An 18,203-nucleotide genomic window follows, 5' to 3' on the forward strand; every position below is an offset into this window, starting at 1 on the left:
CACCGCCGGTTTCGTCGTCTGCGGAAGAGTTCGCTGAACGCATTTTCATCTGCCCCCTGACGAGGTTCTATGCAGGTTTTCCGGCCGTGTGAAGTCTGCTGAATGCCCTCGGATAGGTGGATATCTGTGGGACCGCGCCGGGGGAGAGGACCTCTGGCTGCTGATCCCGAGGGGGACTTGGATGTCCGTGCTGTTGAGTGTTGTCGAGCCCGTTTTCCGGGCGGGTGTTGGCCTTTCCGCTGTCACTGCGTTCGCCTACTGTGCGGCGGTGGTGACGGTGGCGGCTTCGTCTGTCCTGTTCCGCACTCCGGAGCGCCGGCGTGATGCCCGGGCGACCCTGAGCATTTTGATGCGGCGCCGTGGCGGCCGGTGAGGTGCTTCGGGCTGGTCCTGGCGGGGCCGCCAGGCGTAGCCTCGGCCCCCGTCAGCCCTTCCGCGGATGTGCGGGAATGGCTCCCGTTAGGAGCACTGCGTCTTTTCCCTCCCGCGTGTGCGGGGATGGCCGCCGGGCCGCGGGCCCGGCCCACCGCAAGCGCGGCCCGCCGCACGCGTCCTCAACCAGGCCGTGGTGTGCCCGCACGTGACGGGGCCTGTTGTCGGTGTTGCTGGGGTTCAGCGGGTGAGGATGAGACCGCAACTGTAGGCGCGGGCGTGGCCGAGGCCGTTGGCCAGGGCTTCGACGAGGGTGTTGGGGTCGGTGACGGTGAGGGTGCCGCGGATCTCGGCTCGGCCGATCCGAACGGGTTTGTTGCGGTGGGCGCTGGAGATGGTCGGCAGCATGCGGATTCCAAGGGTGGCGGGGTCGGTGGTGGCGCCGATGCGGGCTACGCCGTCGGGGGCTGTCTTGGGTTCGCCGGCGGGTTGTAGGCGCCGGGTGAACCACCGTTTTACGTGCTCGGGTGTGGTGTGTGCGGTGCGGGTGCCCCGGACGCCTTCGGAGACGGGTTTGCCTGACGGTTTGCTGCGGGTGGGGTTGATGACCGTGCGGAAGGGGACGGGTTCGCCGGTGGTGAAGGTGCGGTCGACGGTGATGATGTGCGGTGCAGTGGTGAAGGCCGCGCGCGGTATGCGTGTCCAGTCGCCGGGGACGCGGGACTGGACGACGAGGACGAGGGCGGCGGCTTCGAGGTCGACGGACCAGGTGGACAGGACTCCCATGTCGGCGCGTGGGTTGGGGGCGCCGTCCTCGACCCAGCCGCGGAAGCCGCTCATGACGGTCCGGTGCATCTCCTGGGCGTCGATCAGGGACTTGGCGACCAGGGGGTGGCGGGCGTCGAGGCAGAGGACGGAGTGGGTGGCGACGAAGCGGGCGGTGGCGGCCCGGGTGCTGGTCACGGGATGATGTCCCATTCGGTGGCGGTCGGTGCGATGGTGATGCGGGTGCGGGTCTCCCAGCGGGTGGCGTGTGTGCGGCGGCCGGGGTCGAAGCTGACGGGCTGGTCGTTGATCTGCAGGGCGCCGCGAGTGCCGGAGGGGACCTGGATCCATGCCCAGGGGCGTCGGCCCTCGGTGTCGTTGGCCGGCGGATAGGGCAGCAGGCGTTTGGCGGTGAAGGCTTCGGTGATGGTGCCGGGCAGGATCTCCGCGGCCAGGGTGCCGGAGGGTGGGCAGGATTTGCGGCCGAGCCACAGCAGCCTTTTCGGGTGTTCCAGGGCGTGGGCGATGTCCTCCAGCAGTGCCCTGTCGGGGTGGTGCAGGGCGGCGACGAACGCGGCGTCCGACAGATACCAGCGTTCGGTGATCATCGAAGAGCGGGCCAACTCGGCGGAGACGAGGGTGCCGGAGACGGGATCTTGGGTGATCTTCTTTGGGGCCCCGTACCAGCGGGCGAGTTCGTGGTGGCCGAACTCTGCTCCCTCGGCACTTTCCATGCTTTTGGCGAGGGCGGCGGCCCGGCGGTGGTCGGTGATGAGGTCGCGTGGCCGCAGCGGGAAGTGGCCGGCGCCGACGGTGTGGTAGTCGCGTACCGGGGTGCCCGGGTGGTCGGCGCGGACTCCGAAGGTGAGGACGGCGAGGTCGTCCACCGGCTCGGTGCGGTCCCGGCCGAGGGCCGCGGCGCACAGGCCGATGACGGCGGACTTGGTGGGGCGGGGATGGGTGTCGCGGTGTGAGAACCGGGAGGCCACCCCCCAGGACTGCAGGGGGGCGGCCAGGCGGACGAGTAGGACGTGCCCGCTCACGCCGTGAGCTCCTCGATGCCATTCACGGCCGCCACACTGGTGTCGTCCAGGGTGTTCAGGAGTTCGTTGATCTGCGGGTCGTAGGTCAGCACGCGTCCGGCGCTGATGTCGGGCCGGCGCTGGCAGACGAAGGCGTGGTGCTTCAGCAGCCGTTTGACCGCGGCCGGCCCGGCGGGGCCTTCGCCGTTCTTGTCCAGCGGGCTCTCGTCGATGGGAGTCTGGAAGGCGGTCGCGTAGTTGTAGGGGCGCTCGCCTTCGAAGGCGAGGACGAGGGCGGGCAGGGAGCCGGTGGAGGCGGTGGAGTTCCGCTTCGCCTCGGGGAATGCCTCGACGAAGGCGGTGACGAACTCCGCCTCCGCCGCCACCGCAACTTCCTCCGCTTCGCGCGCGCTCATTCCGGCCGCCTGCAGGTTGCGGCGCAGCCGCCTGCGGTCGAGTACCGCGTGGCGGTAGAACGTGCCCGAGATCAGCGACTGGTAGCCGGTCATTCCGGCGCCTGCGTCGTCGGCCGCGTCGAGGAAGTCCAGCGCGTTTCTCTTGCGGTCCAGCTTCGCGTCGTCGGCTGCGGCGTAGAAGTCGTCGACCTGTTCCGCTTCGTGCACGGTGAAGGCGTGGCTGCTCTGGACCGCTCCGTCGACGTTGGGGGAGTCCGCGATCTCGGCGAGGAAGCGCCCGTACAGGGCGATGTCGATGGCGTCGCGCGGGGCGAGCGCGGTGAGGACCGCGGCGCGGGTCTCGGCCGGCACCGGGGGCAGCTTCGCCTCTGCTGCGCTGTCCTCCTCCGGCTCTTCTGGCACCGTGTCCTTGCGGCCCCGCTTCTTCTTGGCCGTCGCCGCGGCCTGCGCCGCCAGGTACTCCTCGCTCCACGTCCGCACACTTTCGGCGTGCTCGGCGATATGGGCGGCGATGCGAGTACCGGCGTCCGCCGGCGCGAACAGCAGAACCCGGGTCAGGTTGGCGACGGTCTTCTTGTCTGCGTCGCCGAACTTGAGGCCGGTGGCCTCGATCACGGCGCGTGCGGTGCGGATCGCTTCGTCCTGCTGCCAGTCGTGTTCGGAGGTGAGCTCGCGTGCGGTGAGTAGCGCCCACTCGCGGGTGCGGATGCCGGTGGTCTGCCCGGCCAGGGCGCCGCGCCCGGCGTTGGCGCGGTCGCGGGCGTGGATCCGCTCGGCCCGGCGGCGCGCCTGACTGGTGATCATGTGGCGTTCGGCGCCGCCGTAGACGATGGACTTGGGTGCGCCGTTCTCATCACGCACCGGGAGCACGGCCACCAGGGTCTCCAGCAGGTGCAGGGAGAGGAACTGGCTGCCGGTGGCAGGCGAGTTGCTGTTCACGTAAGGGAGTCCTTCTCGGGAGAGGAGGCGGCAGGCAGGGCAGTGGCACGCGCGGCGGCAGCCCGGGCCGCGGGGATGTGGAAGGCCACGCCCCACTCGTAGGGGACCCGGGCCTTGCGGTCGTGCCACCGGTTGAGGTCGTCGACCAGCAGAGGCCAGGAGGGAGGCTGGCGCTCGCAGGCCCGCAGGCGTGCGACGGCATGCTGCAGATGGCGCCACGGGATGCGGCGACTGGAGACGATGCGGTCGATCAATCGGGCAGCGCCTGGATCCTCTGGGCCGCGCCTGTCCCCGCTGCCGATCCGGCGCGCCGCTTCCCCGAGACTGCCGTAGCCGTAGGCGGGCTTCGAGCGCCCCTGGTGGTAGACCGCGAACAGGAACGCGACCTGGGCGTAGACCTCACGCTGCGCCTCGTCCGGGCTGAACCACAGGGCCCTGAAGTGCGGTTCGCGCTGGACGCGGGGGCGCCGGAGTTCGGCGAGGCTGGCGTAGTCGTGGTTGCGGACGAGGCTGGCGAGCCACGCCGTGAGCGCGACGGCGCTGTCGCTGGCTTCCGGGTCGGCGCCGGGCCTGGTGGTCATGCGGACTCCCCTCTCAGTTCGGCCGGAGCCTTCGGCGAAGCCAACTCGTCGTCGAACCGCCTCAGTGCGGCGGCCCGGGCCCTGGCGCCCTGCGCACTCCTGGGCAGCGGATCAAGGCATTCGGCCAGAAACTTCCGCGCGGTGAGGGCGGTGGTTTCCGCATACTCGAGCAGCAGCGCCCGCACGTCCTCGCCCAGCGTCGTCTCCTCCATCAGCACGTCGAACGGCTCCTGCGTCGCCGCCCAGTGCTGCGCGCGCGCGTCGAACCGAGCGATCTGACCGTTCTTGTCGGCCGGTTTGGGGTTCGGGTACGCCACGCGCCACGCCGCGAACGCCGCCTTGTACAAAGCGCCTGCCACATGTTCGGCGATCTCCGACCCCCGGTAGGACGCGAGATACAGGCGGGCTTCCAGCCCGGGGGCGAACGGGAACGTGCCGTCGACCCACGCGATGGCGGTCGTCTGCTTGGCGACCAGCCCGACCGCCCACAAGTCAATGCGGCGCGCGGGCTGCTGGCCGGGCTCGGGCGCCACATCCTCGGCCGGGAAAAGCGCCAGCCTGCGGTACAAGGTGCCGCCGTCGTTGCTGCCGGCCTGCGAGCGGGCCTCGGCCACCGCGGCGTAGAGTGCGTGTGCCTGCCGCCAGACGGCCCGGGTCGCCGAAGCCCACAGCGGTTTGGGGCTGCCGTCTGCCCGCGTGGCATACACCGCATCCTGCATGTGCTCGTCCGTCAGCGACAGGAGCTCGCCCGCACCGAGCAGCACCCGGTCCACGGACTCGCCGTCCGGGGTCGGGCGCAGCAGGATCGACCGGCCGAGATAGCTGTGCAGATCGGCCGGGCCCGCCACCGCCCGGCCCTTGGGCTTGGAGGTGAATTCCCGTCGCTTCGTACCGACGGTCCACGTACGGTTCAGCTCCCCACACGGCCCGTTGACCGGAGCCAGGTTGAGGCGCAGCGTCTCACCCAGGGTGTCCCCGAGCGCGACGACCCGGACGCGCGTGCCCAGGCGGGCAGCAGCGAGATTAGTGATCGTGGCACCCAGCGTCGCCTTCCCCGAGATCCTGGCGCGTCCGGCCGGCCCGTATACGTGCTGGGTGAGCATGGCCCGGAAGGCCGCAGCGACCGGCAGCGGGCTGGGGTGCTCCAGGTGGTGGTGGTCGAAGAACTGGTTGTAGTCACCGACGCGTTCGATCACGAGTTGTGCTGGCCCGGCGCCGTGCTCATCAAGGTAGGGGGCAAGCAAGGCGTTCTGCCCCAGCGGCTCGACAGGATGGAAGAGGTCCCAGACCTCGCTTTCGGGCCGCTGGGCGAGCCACTCGGCAGCCGGCCGGAGAGCATCCTTTTGATCCACCCACTCAGGCCACTGCGCAGCCGACTCCGGATACGTGCCGGACGCGTAGCAGATGGCCAGCAGGAACTCGATGACCGCCACCTTCTCGCCCGGCGTGCCGCCTTCCACAGTCCGCAGACCGTCGGCATCGTGGAGCAGGTCTACCAGGCTCACATCGACAAGCCGGTCGTCCAGCGTCAGCGCCGGGATGCACGGGACCTCTCGCGGATCCCATCTGGGCCGAAATGGTCTCGCACGTAAGGCGCTTGGGTCAGGCACGTTCCGTCGCCGCCTCACTACTCTTAACGGTTATCTTCTGGCATGTGACGGGACGCTAGCAGGAGGGGACATGCGAGACGACCGGTTCGCAGAGATTGTGAAATTCCGTGCGGAGGAGGGGAGTTGACGAGCGGAAGGGTTGTGTATCAACGCTCGAAAGTACTGCTTACAGATGCCTTACCGAACCTGCGGGACGGTTCCACCGGGAGCGGGCGATCGAGTCACACGCCGCGCGTTCCCCGCACCCGCTGGGATGTGGTCCCCACGATCACGCTTCGCGCTGTGCTCCCCGCGCCCGCGGGGATGTTCCCGCGACTCGCCAGGGTGGAATCGTGCTTCCTACGCCCGCGGGAATGTTCCCGCCTTGGGCATCTCGGACAGCGCAAGCAGGGCGTGCTCCCCGCGCCCGCGGGGATGTTCCCCGGGTGAGGTCAAGCGCGGCGTAGTGCAGGTAGTGATCCCCGCGTCCGCGGGGATGTTCCTTGCTCGTCCTCGCCCACGGCCAGAACGGTTACTTGCTCCTCGCACCCACAGGGATTCCCGATCCCTCCTCACGAACCTCACGAAGCGAAAGTATCTCCCGCACCCGCGGGGATAGTCCCATAACCCCTCCGGTAAGGGGCTCACCTGTACCGGGCATCCGCAGTCTCGGTTCCCCGGCGAGACAGTCCCGTCTCTTCGGTTGCGGTGCCCGGCCAGGAGTGTTGTGGCGTCCTTGGTTTGCGGCCTCCCAGCGATCGGGTTGTGTCTGCCTCCTGCGTGATGGACACCGCAAGATATGTTGGTGATGTATCTTAGTTATGTACATCGTGGACTCTTGGCGAAAGGCGGCTGATATGTCTGTTACCCAGGTTGATCTCGATGACGAGGCGCTGGCTGAGGCGATGCGGCTCATGGGCGTCTCGACGAAGAAAGAGACAGTCAACGGGGCTTTGCGGGACTACGTGGCGCGCATCAAGCGGCTGGAGGCTGCCGAAAAGTTGGCCGCGCGGGGTGAGCGGGGCGAGTTCGAGGCTGCGGCTGCGGCGCATGCAGCCGCGAAGCGCGCCCGGCGGGCAGCCTTCGAGTGATCACCTACCTTCTCGACACTTCCGCCCTGTGGCACCTCTTTCGCACCCCAGGGGCGTTGCCGCCCTGGGAAGGGCATATCGCCGCAGGCGTGTTCCATATCTGTGAGCCCACGAGGGCGGAGTTCCTCTACTCGGCCACAGGTCCGGCCCACCGCGATGAGTTGGCCGAAGAGCTGGATGCTCTCTGTCAGTTCTCGTCGGTTCCCAAGAGCGCGTGGCGCTGGGTGGAGACCGCGCAGTACAAGCTCACCCAGCAAGGGCAGCACCGCGCCGCCGGAGCCATCGATCTCTTGGTATGTGCGACGGCTGTCCATCACGGTCACACGGTGCTCCACGTGGACAACGACTTCGCCACGGTGGCGGCAGCGCTCAAGGAAGTGCAGCAGCGCGACGTACGTCGCTGATTGCTGGCGGGAGCATTCGGGACTCTCCCCGCGCCCGCGGGGGATGTTCCCCCGCTTGCTGTAGCCATTCTGAGGGCGAAGCGGTGCTCCCCGCACCCGCGGGCATGTTCCCGACGGCCATGCTCCACGGCTACGCGCCGGTCGTCTGTTCCCCGCGCCCGCAGGGGTGATCCTAAGACCCTGGCCGCCTGGAACCCGCGCACCGGCTGGGCCCCGCGCCCGCGGGGATGATCCCGACCGTGGCCTGTTCTACGCCCGGCAGATCGTGTGCTCCCCGCACCGGCCTTCGCTGGCGCGGCCGCCGCTACACGCCCGGCGACTTCGCCAGCGGCGACGCTGTAAATCAGGCCATCACCGCCGCCGCCCAGTGCATGTACGGCATCGCCCACGCCGTCGTCACCTCCCTGGGCTGCAGCCCGGCCCTCGGCTTTGTCCACTCCGGCCACGAACTCTCTTTCGTATTGGACATCGCCGACCTCTACAAGACCGAGATCGGCATTCCCCTTGCGTTTGACGTAGCCGCCGAAAGCGAAGAGGACACCGGACCCCGCACCCGGCGGGCCCTACGCGACCGCATCACGGAACTGTCCCTGCTCGACCGGTGCGTAGGCGACATCCAACGCCTGCTCCTACCCCCCGACACCGCCAGCAGTACTGCAGCTTCTGCTTCAGGCGCCAACCAGGACGTGGTCACCCTCCACAGCGACGGCGGCCACCAAGTCCCCTCTGGCATCAACTACGGCGGCAACGGAACCGAGGATTATGGAGACGAACTCTGGTGACCGTCATCGTCCTCACCAACTGCCCCGCCGGCCTGCGCGGCTTCCTCACCCGCTGGCTGCTGGAAATCTCCGCAGGCGTCTTCGTTGGCAACCCCTCCGCCCGCATCCGGGACACTCTTTGGCATGAAGTCGAGCGATACACCGCCCAGGGCCGCGCCCTGCTCGCCCACACCACCGACAACGAACAGGGCTTCACCTTCCGCACCCACGACCACGCCTGGCACCCGACCGACCACGAGGGCCTCACCCTCATTCATCGCCCCGCTCCGAACCCCTCGGCCACAAGCACACCTCCCCAGTCCGTCCCGCCGACAGGCTGGAGCAGGGCCTCCAAGCGTCGGCGCTTTGGGCGCTAATAACGCGGAAAAGTTCGTTCTGGTGTGTATGTCAGGGTCGAAGAAAGTGCTTAAAAACAGGGGTCGTGGTTAGAAAACCCCCAGGTCACTCAGTCTGCTCCCCGCGCCTGCGGGGATGGTCCCTTCACGTGCTCGCTCGTGGGCGGCCTCGATGGCTGCTCCCCGCGCCTGCGGGGATGGTCCCTTCAGCCGCTCCTCCAGGATGGTCAGCCGCTCCTGCTCCCCGCGCCTGCGGGGATGGTCCCTTAACCCGAACATTGGCCACAAAGTTGGAAGTCTGCTCCCCGCGCCTGCGGGGATGGTCCCGATCCGATGACCGCCTGGAGCGGACCGAATCACTGCTCCCCGCGCCTGCGGGGATGGTCCCAGCCCGATCCATGCCCGGGGCGGGACGGACATCTGCTCCCCGCGCCTGCGGGGATGGTCCCTAGACCACCCCGCGCCCGCGGGCGACCTCTACCTGCTCCCCGCGCCTGCGGGGATGGTCCCTGTGGGCCAAGATGCGGGCCATGCCCGAGGGCCTGCTCCCCGCGCCTGCGGGGATGGTCCCCGCTGCACCCCGAGCGCCGCGCAAGCTGACCCCTGCTCCCCGCGCCTGCGGGGATGGTCCCCTCCGCGGTGGTGCCGTATGAGCGCCGACCACCTGCTCCCCGCGCCTGCGGGGATGGTCCCGCCCTTTCCGGTCTGGCAGAAGTCCACCGGAACTGCTCCCCGCGCCTGCGGGGATGGTCCCAACGGCATCGTCACCGCATCCCGCACCGACGGCTGCTCCCCGCGCCTGCGGGGATGGTCCCAGCCAAAACGTGCGATCCGTTGAGGCGGTCGTCTGCTCCCCGCGCCTGCGGGGATGGTCCCCTGGGCTTGTACGGCTCCCGCGGGGGCGATTCCTGCTCCCCGCGCCTGCGGGGATGGTCCCATCGTCCACGGATGGGCGTAGGCCCGGCCGAGCTGCTCCCCGCGCCTGCGGGGATGGTCCCTGGGGCGGCGGCCACGGAGTGTTCCCGGACGGCTGCTCCCCGCGCCTGCGGGGATGGTCCCGCGAACAACTCCGGGACCTACCGGCACAACGCCTGCTCCCCGCGCCTGCGGGGATGGTCCCTGCGCGACGCGGGGGAGGGAAGCAACGATGACCTGCTCCCCGCGCCTGCGGGGGTGGTCCCTTGTCCCGCGCCACCGTGCGGCTGAGGTCGAACTGCTCCCCGCGCTTGCGGGGATGGTCCTCAGCGGACGTACGGCCTCAGCAGCGGCCAGAACTGCTCCCCGCGCCTGCGGGGATGGTCCCCTCGACTGGATCGCGGGCTCCTGGCCGATGGCCTGCTCCCCGCGCCTGCGGGGATGGTCCCCCGCCCGAGGTGCCGTGATGGCCAAGTTCCGTCTGCTCCCCGCGCCTGCGGGGATGGTCCCACCCCGCGCGCTGCGCTGCGTGGCGCACACCTGCTCCCCGCGCCTGCGGGGATGGTCCCAAGATCACGCTCGGCGGGCTCGACGCGAAGTCCTGCTTCCCGCGCCTGCGGGAATGGTCCCGCGACCAGGAACGGCTGGCTGCCCACGATCCGCTGCTCCCCGCGCCTGCGGGGATGGTCCCGGTTCGCAACGCCGGAAACAGTCCTGCGCGCTCTGCTCCCCGCGCCTGCGGGGATGGTCCCCGTACCCGCGCGGTGACGTAGGGGTGCGGGAACTGCTCCCCGCGCCTGCGGGGATGGTCCCCACGACGGTGTCCTCGACGACGACGGTCACACCTGCTCACCGCGCCTGCGGGGATAGTCCCGCCTGCACGGGCGTGTGAAGGCCCGTGAACGACTGCTCCCCGCGCCTGCGGGGATGGTCCCCGAGCTGGACCATGCGCTGCGCGCTGAGCTGCCTGCTCCCCGCGCCTGCGGGGATGGTCCCTACGTGCGCACCGCACTGTCCCGGGCCAAGAACTGCTCCCCGCGCCTGCGGGGGATGGTCGCGGACTCGTGCGGAGCACGCTCGATGCCCTCGGCTGCTCCCCGCGCCTGCGGGGATGGTCCCGACCACGCCGCCCAGGTAGATCGCGACTACTTTCTCCCCGCCCGATTGGTCAACATTCTGCAGGCGATACGGCCGCACCCTGCGGATGGAGTCCGGCAAGCAGGCCAGCATCGTCTGCAGTTTCTCCGCGAAGAGCGTTGACGTCTGTGTCACGGAGGGTAACCGCGGCCGAAGTCTTCGGCAACGCGTTCTGGGGGGTACGAGGTTTACAGCTCGGGCCGTTCTCGCGGCACTGAGGTGGCTCTTTTGGGCGGGCCGGTTCGGAGAGTTGCGCTCCACGCAGGCCTTCAGGATGTGGTGCAGCGAACGCTGCACCACTCCCGGTCAAGCGGGATCGAGCGGGATGCAGCCGGGTGGAAACGGATGGATTTGCCCGTTCAAATGAGAAAGCTGCAGGTGAGATGCCTCATGCTTTTGGGTGCGAGTCCCACCCGCCCCACCACCTGTTGGTTGTGCAGAAACTATCTGACCAGCGTGGTTGTAACCTGATGGGCCGTCACGTAAACGCGGCGGCCCTCAGTTCACCCCGATGCAGTCCTGATGGGGACGCGATGGGGACGAGGTGCCGGGTTCTCGACGCGGCTGCTCCTGATCCGTCTCGCCCGCGACCACACGTACACACTGCTGCTGCGGGCCCCACACACCGACCAACCGCGCCGCTGTCCTCGACGAGGTGGTCAAGGCGTACGAGACCGGCATCGTGGCGCAGAGACGATGCGACCAGGGCGTACGTAATTTGATTGGCCGTCACGTAAACGGTGGCGGCCCTCTTGACATCCGGTCGGCTTGTCATCCGGTCGGCGCGGGGCGTCTCACAGTGGTGTGTGCCACATCGTCGGGGCCGCTGCTTCGCCGCCTTGCCGGGTGCCGTCGTCCGTCACCGTCAGCCGTACCCCGGGGCGGCCGTCCGGCAGGGGTGCGCGGGCGTCGATCGTGATGTCGATGCGGGAGATCGCCGGGCGGCGGGACGCCGTCGCCAGGGCCTTGCGCAGATGAGCCAGGAGCCGGGTCTTGACCGGGTCGCCGAGGGCCGTCTCGACCGGGCCCGTGAAGTGGACCGACGGGGTGAAGCCGAGGAGCGCCGCGGCGCCCGCCGTCTCCCGCAGCACTTTGCCGCGGAACGTCGTCGGGGCGTCGGCCGGCGGCTGCTGGAGCGCGAAGATCGTGGTGCGGACCTCCTGGATCGTCGACTCCAGTTCGTCCACCGCCCCGGCCAGCGTCTCCCGTACGTCCGTCTCATCGGTGCGGCGCCGGGTCGACTCCAGCATCATGCCCGTCGCGAACAGCCGCTGGACGACCAGATCGTGCAGGTCACGGGCGATGCGGTCGCGGTCCTCGAAGACGGCGAGCCGCTCGCGCCCCGCCTGCGCCTCCGCCAGGACCAGGGCGAGCGCCGCCTGTGTGGCGAACTGGGTGGCCAGGAGGTGGTCGAGGGAGGTGTACGGGCGCGAGCCCCGGCCGCGCGGCAGGGCCAGGGTGCCGATCAGACGGCCGTCGGCCTGGAGCGGCAGCATCATGCTGGGGCCGAAACGGGACCGTACCTCGGTCGTCATCCGCGGGTCCGTCGCCGAGTCCTCGATGAACACCGGTTCTCCGGTGAGCAGTTGGGCCAGGACCGGGCTGCCGGGCAGGATCCTCGTGCCGATCAGGGTCCCCGGGTCGTCCGTCGTGGCCGCCGCCACGATCTCCATGCCGCCCGCCTCGGTGGGCTGGAGGACGACCCCGGCGGCGGCGTCGGCGAGCAGCCTGGCCCGCTCCGCGACCGTCGTCAGCGCGGAGCCCGGGCGGCCGGTGAGCAGTGCGGTGGTCACCGCGGCGGCGCCCTCGATCCAGCGTTCACGCTGCCTGGTGGTCTCGTACAGGCGCGCGTTGCCGAGGGCGATGCCCGCCTGGGTGGCGAGGATGCGCACCAGGTCCAGGTCGTCGTCGGTGAAGCCGCCGGGGCGCTCGCCCGGCGGCTTTCCCGTCAGGCGCAGGCGGCCGAACAGGGTCCGCCGCACGTGGATGGGGACGGCGAGGAGGTCCGGGGTGTGAAGGACCTTCCCGGGGTCCTCGTCCGGCGGCAGCGCCGGGTGCGTGTCCTCGGTGGCCACCGCCTCGACCAGGCCGCCGTGGCCCGGGTCGAGGACGCCGAGGACCCCGTGCCGGGCGCCGGTCAGGGCGACCGCGCTGTCCACCAGGTGCTGGAGGGTGGGGCGCAGTTCGAGCTCCGAGCCGACGTTCAAGGCGGCCTCCAGGAGGACGGACAGGCCGAAGGGGGCGCCCGGGTCGCGCACTGCCTCGGCCATCGTGTCCGTCCTCGTGGGTCGCGCCGCGGTCCGGTCAGTCCTCCAGCGGGTCCGGAATGCGCATCGGCTGGATCCTGCCCTCGATCATCGCGCCGAGCCCTTGCACGGCGCAGACGTCGGGGCGCTCGGCGATGCGCACCGGCATGCCCGTCGCGTCGCTCATCATCTGGTCGAGGCCGGGCAGCCGGGCCGAGCCGCCGACCATCGTGATGCCGCGGTCCGCGAGGTCGGCGACCAGGTCGGGCGGGCAGTCGCGGAGCACCTTGCCGATGCCGTCGAGCACCGCCGTCAGCGGGGTGTGGATCGCGTCCCGGACCGCCGCCGTGTCGACGTGGACGGAGCGCGCCCGGCCCGTCACCACGTCGCGGCCGTGGATCTCGGTGCGCTCCGGGCCCTGCGTCGTGAGGCCGTTGCCGCTGAGGGCGAGCTGCAAGGGCCGTACGGTCTGCGAGGGAAGCATCAGCTCGTGCTGCTGGCGCAGGTGCTGGACCACCGCCTGGTCGATGGCCTCACCGCCGACCGGGACCCGCACGGCCGTCACGATCGCACCCATGGAGAGCACCGCGATGTGGGTCGTGGCGGCGCCGCTCACGATGACCATGGTGGCTTCGGGCTGCTCGACCGGCAGGCCGCAGCCGACGGCCGCCGCGATGAGGGTGTCGACCATCTCGACGCGGCGCGCGCCGAGGCCGACCAGCGTCTCGATCGCCGCGCGCCGGGCCAGCGGGTCCGCGTCGTGCGGGGCGCAGACCGCCGCGCGCAGCCGGGGCTTGCGGCGCAGGGCGCGGCGGAGTTTGTCGCCGAGCAGGTGGCGCAGCATCCGCTGGGCCATGTCGATGTCGATGACCCGGCCGCCGGAGACGGGGCGTACGACGCGGATGTGGTCGGGGGTGCGGCCGGTCATCTTCTCCGCGGGTTCGCCGACCGCGATCAGGGCGCCGGTGCGGGTGTTGACCGCCGCCGCGCTCGGCTCGTCGACGACGAGGCCGAGGCCCTTGACGTAGACGCGGGTGCGCGCGGCACCCAGGTCGACGGCGAAGTGGCAGCGCTGCAACTGCTCCAGACTGACGGTCATGGCGGATCCTCCCGAGAGCACAGACCGTGGGCGGACCGCAACTGCGGCCCTGTTCGCATCGTGCGGGCGGCGTCCCGGCCGCGCGCGCTGGAATAGGCCGGCCGTGGCTGCTCCGGACGGGTGAGAAGTTCGATGATCGCCGCCTGCCGGTGTCCTGCCGGGGCGCCCGGGCCGGGCATGGCCGCGCGGTGAGGCGGCGGGTGAGGTGGTGCCTGCTCGTCGGTACCGGCCCGTCTTCTACCGTGCTCCGGGCCCGCGCGCGCTCCCGCCCGTGCGGGCCGCCGCCGCGCTTGCCGGGTACCGCCGGGTGTGGTGGCCGGGCCGGGCCCGCGCGCGCTCCCGCCCGTGCGGGCCGCCGCCGCGCTTGCCGGGTAGCGCCGGGTGTGGTGGCCGGGCCGGGACCGCGCGCGCTCCCGCCCGTGCGGGCCGCCGCCGCGCTTGCCGGGTACCGCCGGGTGTGGTTGCCGGACCGGGCCGCTGTCGCCCGGGCGCCGGTCCCGCCGGGGGCCGTGGCGGGAACGCGCCAGGGCAGCTTCCCGCCAGCGCCCGTCAACATCCCCGCAACACAAGCACCTTGAGACTCTTCACAGCACTCGGGTGACCCCCGATCCGAGGCCTACGAAGAGAGGCGACGATGACCAGAGGACCTGCCGCGAGACGCGGCGCGGCCCTGCTGTCGGCCGGCATCGCGTTCGCGCTGCTGCCCGGCGGCGGCGCCCAGGCCGCCCCCGCGGCCGCACCGAAGGCGACGAGGGCCGCGACCGCCGCGCACACCGTGACCCTGGTGACCGGCGACAAGGTGACCGTGACAGAGCTCGGCGGCGGCAAGAGGACCGTCACCGTGGACCGGGCGAAGGGCGCGACCGGCGCCGTCCGCACGCAGGTGTCGCACGGCGACATCAGCGTCGTGCCCGACGAGGCCCGGCCCTACCTGGCCGCGGGCACCCTCGACGCCCGTCTGTTCGACGTCAGCGCGCTGATACGGCAGGGCCTCGCGGACGGCGAGGCCGACGCGACGCCCCTCATCGTGACCTACGACGGCAAGGCGGCCCGCAATGCCCGCGCCGTCCCCAGGGGCGCCGAACGGACCCGGGCGCTCACCAGCATCGGCGGCGCCGCCCTCGCCGCCGACAAGGGACGGACCTTCTGGGACACCGTGACCGCCCCGAAGGGGACCGGCTTCGCCGCCGGGCTCGGCAAGGTGTGGCTCGACGGGCGCGTCGAAGCCGACATGGCCGAGAGCAACGCGCAGATCGGCACCCCGGCGGCCTGGGAGAGCGGGCTCACCGGCAAGGGTGTGAAGGTCGCCGTCCTCGACACCGGATACGACCCCTCGCACCCCGATCTCGCCGCGCGCGTCACCGCGTCGAAGTCCTTCATCGAGGGCGAGGAGGTCGCCGACCTCGACGGGCACGGCACCCACGTGACCTCGACCGTCGGCGGCTCCGGTGCCGCGTCCGACGGCAAGGAGAAGGGTGTCGCCCCGGACGCGACCCTCGCCGTCGGCAAGGTCCTCGACAACGAGGGCTCCGGCAGCGAGTCGCAGATCATCGCCGGTATGGAGTGGGCCGCCGAGGACATCGGGGCCAAGGTCGTCTCCATGAGCCTCGGCTCGCAGGAGGCCAGCGACGGCACCGATCCGATGGCCGCCGCCGTCGACTCCCTGTCCGCCGAGACCGGTGCCCTCTTCGTGATCGCCGCCGGGAACAACGGAGCGCCCACCTCCATCGGCTCGCCCGGCGCCGCCGACGCCGCGCTGACCGTCGGCGCCGTCGACTCCGCCGACCAGGCCGCCTACTTCACCAGCCAGGGACCGCGCCTCGGTGACAACGCCCTCAAGCCCGACGTCTCCGCCCCGGGCGTGCACATCCTCGCCGCACGCTCCTCGCTGGCCGCGGGCGACGGGTCGTACACCGAGATGAGCGGTACGTCGATGGCGACGCCGCACGTCGCCGGTGTCGCCGCGCTGCTCGCCCAGCGGCACCCGGACTGGACGGGCGCGCAGCTCAAGGATGCCCTGATGTCCAGCAGCAAGCAACTGGACGCCTCCGTCTACACCCTTGGCGCCGGGCGGGTGAGCGTGCCCGACGCGATCGACGCGCGGATCACCGCCACCGGCAGCGCCGACCTCGGCTCCTACACATGGCCCTACGAGGACAACAAGGCGGTGACGAAGACCCTCACGTACACCAACACCTCCGACCAGGCGGTGGAGTTGAGCCTCGCTGTGCGGGGCGCGGCCGACGGTGTCGCCACGCTCGCCGACAGCACACTGAGAGTCCCCGCCCACGGCAGCGCCTCCACCACCGTCACCGGTGACGGCGCGAAGGCCCCCGTCGGCAACACCGGCGGGCAGATCGTCGCCGAGACGGGCGGGAAGACCGTCGCCCACACGGCGTTCGGGCTCGTCAAGGAAGAGGAGCGGTACACGCTGACCGTCCATGTGAAGGACCGGTCCGGCGCGCCGACCGCCGCCTACCTGGCGGTGCAGCAGCTCGCGGCGGGCGTCGACCCGGTGCCCGCCACCGTCGGCGAGTCCGGCACGCTGGAGCTGAGGCTGAAGCCCGGCTCGTACCACCTGGAGTCCTACCTCGACGTGCGCGGCAGCCACGGCAAGGACTCGCTCGGCCTCGGGTACCTCGCCGACCCCGAGATCACGCTCGACCGCGACCGTGAGGTCACCCTCGACGGGCGGCGGTTGCAGGAGATCACCGCCGACGTCGGACGCACCACGCAGACCCGGCAGCTCGTCATGGAGGCCGACCGTGAGGCGGGCGGCGCCGCCTACTCCAGCGCCGTGCAGCTCCCCGTCCTGTACGACAGCGTCTTCGCGGCACCCACGCACAAGGTCGCCGAGGGCAGCTTCGAGTACCGCACCGTGTGGCGCCTCGGCAAGCCGGTGCTCCAGGTCGACGGGGTGCGCGAGGCCACCGTGCAGGCGGGCGGCTCGCTGATCGAGGGCCGCACACGGCTCGGCGTCGTCGACGCGGGCGACGGCGCCCCCGCCGACTACACCGGCAAGAACGTGCGCGGCAAGGCCGTCCTCGTGCGTCGGAGCGCCGCGCTCACCCCCGCCGAACTCGCCGAGGCAGCGCAGGACGCGGGCGCGAAGGCGCTGTTCGTCACCGATGACGCGCCGGGCCGGCTGAGCGCCTGGTTCGGGCCGGACGGCGGCACCGACCGGCCGCTCCAGATCGCCTCGGTCGACGCCGCCGACGGTGCGAGGCTGGCCGCGCTCGCCAAGGCGCGGCGGACCCTGGTGATGACCGGCACGCGCTACACGCCGTGGGTGTACGACCTCACCGACGAGCACAAGGGCACCGTGCCGAAGGGCGCCCTGACGTACCGGCCCGCCCAGCGCGAACTGGCGGTCCTGGACGCGAAGTTCCACGCGGTGAAGGTGCAGGACGGCGGCGAGTTCCGGTACTCGATCACCGACACCTTCCCGATCGGACTCGGCTTCCTGGAGAAGATCGCCTACCCGGCCGAGCGCACCGACTACGTCTCCACCGGCCCCGGCCAGACGTGGCACGAATCCGTCCAGACCGGCCCGACCGACCTGGAACAGCGCAGCGGCCTCACCACCTACAAGGGCGGTACGCACCAGGAGCTGAACTGGTTCAAGCCGGTCTGGCACCCGTGGCTGGGCAGCGGTCTCGGCTGGGGGCAGCAGCGCTCCGGCTCCACCCTCCAGTTCAACACGCCCGGCTGGGGCGACTCCGGGCCCGACCACACCGGCTTCGGCGACGTGTGGAGCGGCGACACGAACGGCATGGACCAGTACACGTCGGTCTCCGTGGACGGGGTGCAGGTCGACCGGAGGAAGAGTTCCGGGGTGTACGTGTGGGACGCCGACCCGGCCGAGCACACGTACAAGGTCACCACCGACACCACGCTCGACCCCGCGCGCTGGGAGCTGTCGACCGAGGGGCACGCCGAGTGGACGGTCAGGTCGGCGGCGACACCCGACGACCGGTGGACGTACCTGCCGCTGATCAACCTCGGCTTCGACGTCGACACCGACCTCGCGGGCGATGTCCGCGGCGGCACCCGCGTCCCGGTCGCGCTCCACGGCCAGTACGTGAAGGACGCGTCCGGCACCGGCACCATCGGCGGCGGCAGGCTCGACGTGTCCTACGACGACGGCAGGACCTGGAAGCAGGTGGCCCTCGACGGTCGCGGCGCCTCCTGGAAGGGCGCTCTGAGCGTGCCGCGCGGCGCGGAACACATCTCGCTGCGCGCCTCGGCCAAGGACGACAAGGGCGGTTCCGTCTCCCAGGAGATCATCAGGGCGGTGGGCGTGAAGTGAGCGCGCGGCCCCGCTGAGCGGCGGCTTCGCGGAAGGGCCCGGCTCGGAACGACTCCGTGCCGGGCTCCGGCGTGTCAAGGGGTGATACGCCGTCGTCCGGGATGCGGACCGCGGGTTGTGGCGGCGGGCCCGGCCCGGACAGGATGCGGGCATGGCCCCCGTACTCGTCTCACGCCGTCACGTGGATCTGCTGCGTGTCGC

General features: G+C 71.0%; 11 protein-coding genes, 1 pseudogene and 1 CRISPR repeat array. Of the genes and pseudogenes, 5 read left to right on the forward strand and 7 right to left on the reverse strand.

The window, feature by feature from the left end:
- Positions 1-612: 612 nt before the first annotated feature.
- Genes ACIRF8_RS05045 through ACIRF8_RS05065 form a run of 5 tightly spaced genes read right to left on the reverse strand, consistent with a single transcriptional unit; the run spans position 613 to position 5,723 of the window.
- Positions 613-1,335: a type I-E CRISPR-associated protein Cas6/Cse3/CasE gene (locus ACIRF8_RS05045; RefSeq protein ID WP_404210931.1), complete on the reverse strand. Its 723-nt coding sequence runs from the start codon at positions 1,333-1,335 to the stop codon at positions 613-615.
- Positions 1,332-2,180, reverse strand: coding sequence for a type I-E CRISPR-associated protein Cas5/CasD (gene cas5e / locus ACIRF8_RS05050; RefSeq protein WP_404210932.1), 849 nt, complete (start codon positions 2,178-2,180; stop codon positions 1,332-1,334). Before cas5e ends, ACIRF8_RS05045 begins: the two co-directional genes overlap by 4 nt.
- Entirely contained in the window at positions 2,177-3,514 is a 1,338-nt protein-coding gene (locus ACIRF8_RS05055) for a type I-E CRISPR-associated protein Cas7/Cse4/CasC (protein WP_404210934.1), read from the reverse strand. Before ACIRF8_RS05055 ends, cas5e begins: the two co-directional genes overlap by 4 nt.
- A complete protein-coding gene (gene casB, locus ACIRF8_RS05060) occupies positions 3,511-4,095 on the reverse strand; it encodes a type I-E CRISPR-associated protein Cse2/CasB (RefSeq protein ID WP_404210936.1) in 585 nt (194 codons plus the stop codon). Before casB ends, ACIRF8_RS05055 begins: the two co-directional genes overlap by 4 nt.
- Complete coding sequence (locus ACIRF8_RS05065) at positions 4,092-5,723, reverse strand: type I-E CRISPR-associated protein Cse1/CasA (protein WP_404210938.1); 1,632 nt, start codon at positions 5,721-5,723, stop codon at positions 4,092-4,094. The genes casB and ACIRF8_RS05065 overlap by 4 nt, the downstream gene beginning before the upstream one ends.
- An 818-nt stretch (positions 5,724-6,541) precedes the next feature.
- On the opposite strand from ACIRF8_RS05065, the gene ACIRF8_RS05070 reads away from it, so the two are divergent.
- The 4 genes and pseudogenes from ACIRF8_RS05070 to cas2e all read left to right on the forward strand — a co-directional run bounded on the left by ACIRF8_RS05070 (position 6,542) and on the right by cas2e (position 8,317).
- Entirely contained in the window at positions 6,542-6,775 is a 234-nt protein-coding gene (locus ACIRF8_RS05070) for a type II toxin-antitoxin system VapB family antitoxin (protein WP_073724608.1), read from the forward strand.
- Complete coding sequence (locus ACIRF8_RS05075) at positions 6,772-7,179, forward strand: PIN domain nuclease (protein ID WP_404210940.1); 408 nt, start codon at positions 6,772-6,774, stop codon at positions 7,177-7,179. The genes ACIRF8_RS05070 and ACIRF8_RS05075 overlap by 4 nt, the downstream gene beginning before the upstream one ends.
- A gap of 260 nt (positions 7,180-7,439) precedes the next feature.
- Positions 7,440-7,961 (forward strand): annotated as a pseudogene (locus tag ACIRF8_RS05080) (type I-E CRISPR-associated endonuclease Cas1); the annotation flags it as partial.
- A complete protein-coding gene (cas2e, locus tag ACIRF8_RS05085; protein ID WP_404210942.1) occupies positions 7,958-8,317 on the forward strand; it encodes a type I-E CRISPR-associated endoribonuclease Cas2e in 360 nt (119 codons plus the stop codon). The pseudogene ACIRF8_RS05080 and the gene cas2e, both read left to right, overlap by 4 nt.
- A 94-nt stretch (positions 8,318-8,411) precedes the next feature.
- Positions 8,412-10,330: a CRISPR direct-repeat array (repeat unit 29 nt; unit sequence CTGCTCCCCGCGCCTGCGGGGATGGTCCC).
- An 812-nt stretch (positions 10,331-11,142) separates the two neighbouring features.
- Here the strand turns inward: cas2e and ACIRF8_RS05090 are convergent.
- Positions 11,143-12,618, reverse strand: coding sequence for a GAF domain-containing sensor histidine kinase (locus ACIRF8_RS05090; RefSeq protein WP_404210944.1), 1,476 nt, complete (start codon positions 12,616-12,618; stop codon positions 11,143-11,145).
- Positions 12,619-12,652: 34 nt separating this feature from the next.
- Positions 12,653-13,693 carry a rod shape-determining protein gene (locus tag ACIRF8_RS05095; RefSeq protein WP_404210946.1) on the reverse strand — a complete coding sequence of 347 codons (1,041 nt, stop codon included), beginning with the start codon at positions 13,691-13,693 and terminating at the stop codon, positions 12,653-12,655.
- Between the two features lie 634 nt (positions 13,694-14,327).
- Between ACIRF8_RS05095 and ACIRF8_RS05100 the strand changes: the two genes are divergently transcribed.
- Positions 14,328-18,002 (forward strand): S8 family serine peptidase, encoded by a 3,675-nt coding sequence (locus ACIRF8_RS05100; RefSeq protein ID WP_404210948.1) that lies wholly within the window; start codon positions 14,328-14,330, stop codon positions 18,000-18,002.
- Positions 18,003-18,203 lie beyond the last annotated feature (201 nt).

This window comes from Streptomyces sp. NPDC102406 (assembly GCF_044765725.1).
Classification (GTDB): domain Bacteria; phylum Actinomycetota; class Actinomycetes; order Streptomycetales; family Streptomycetaceae; genus Streptomyces.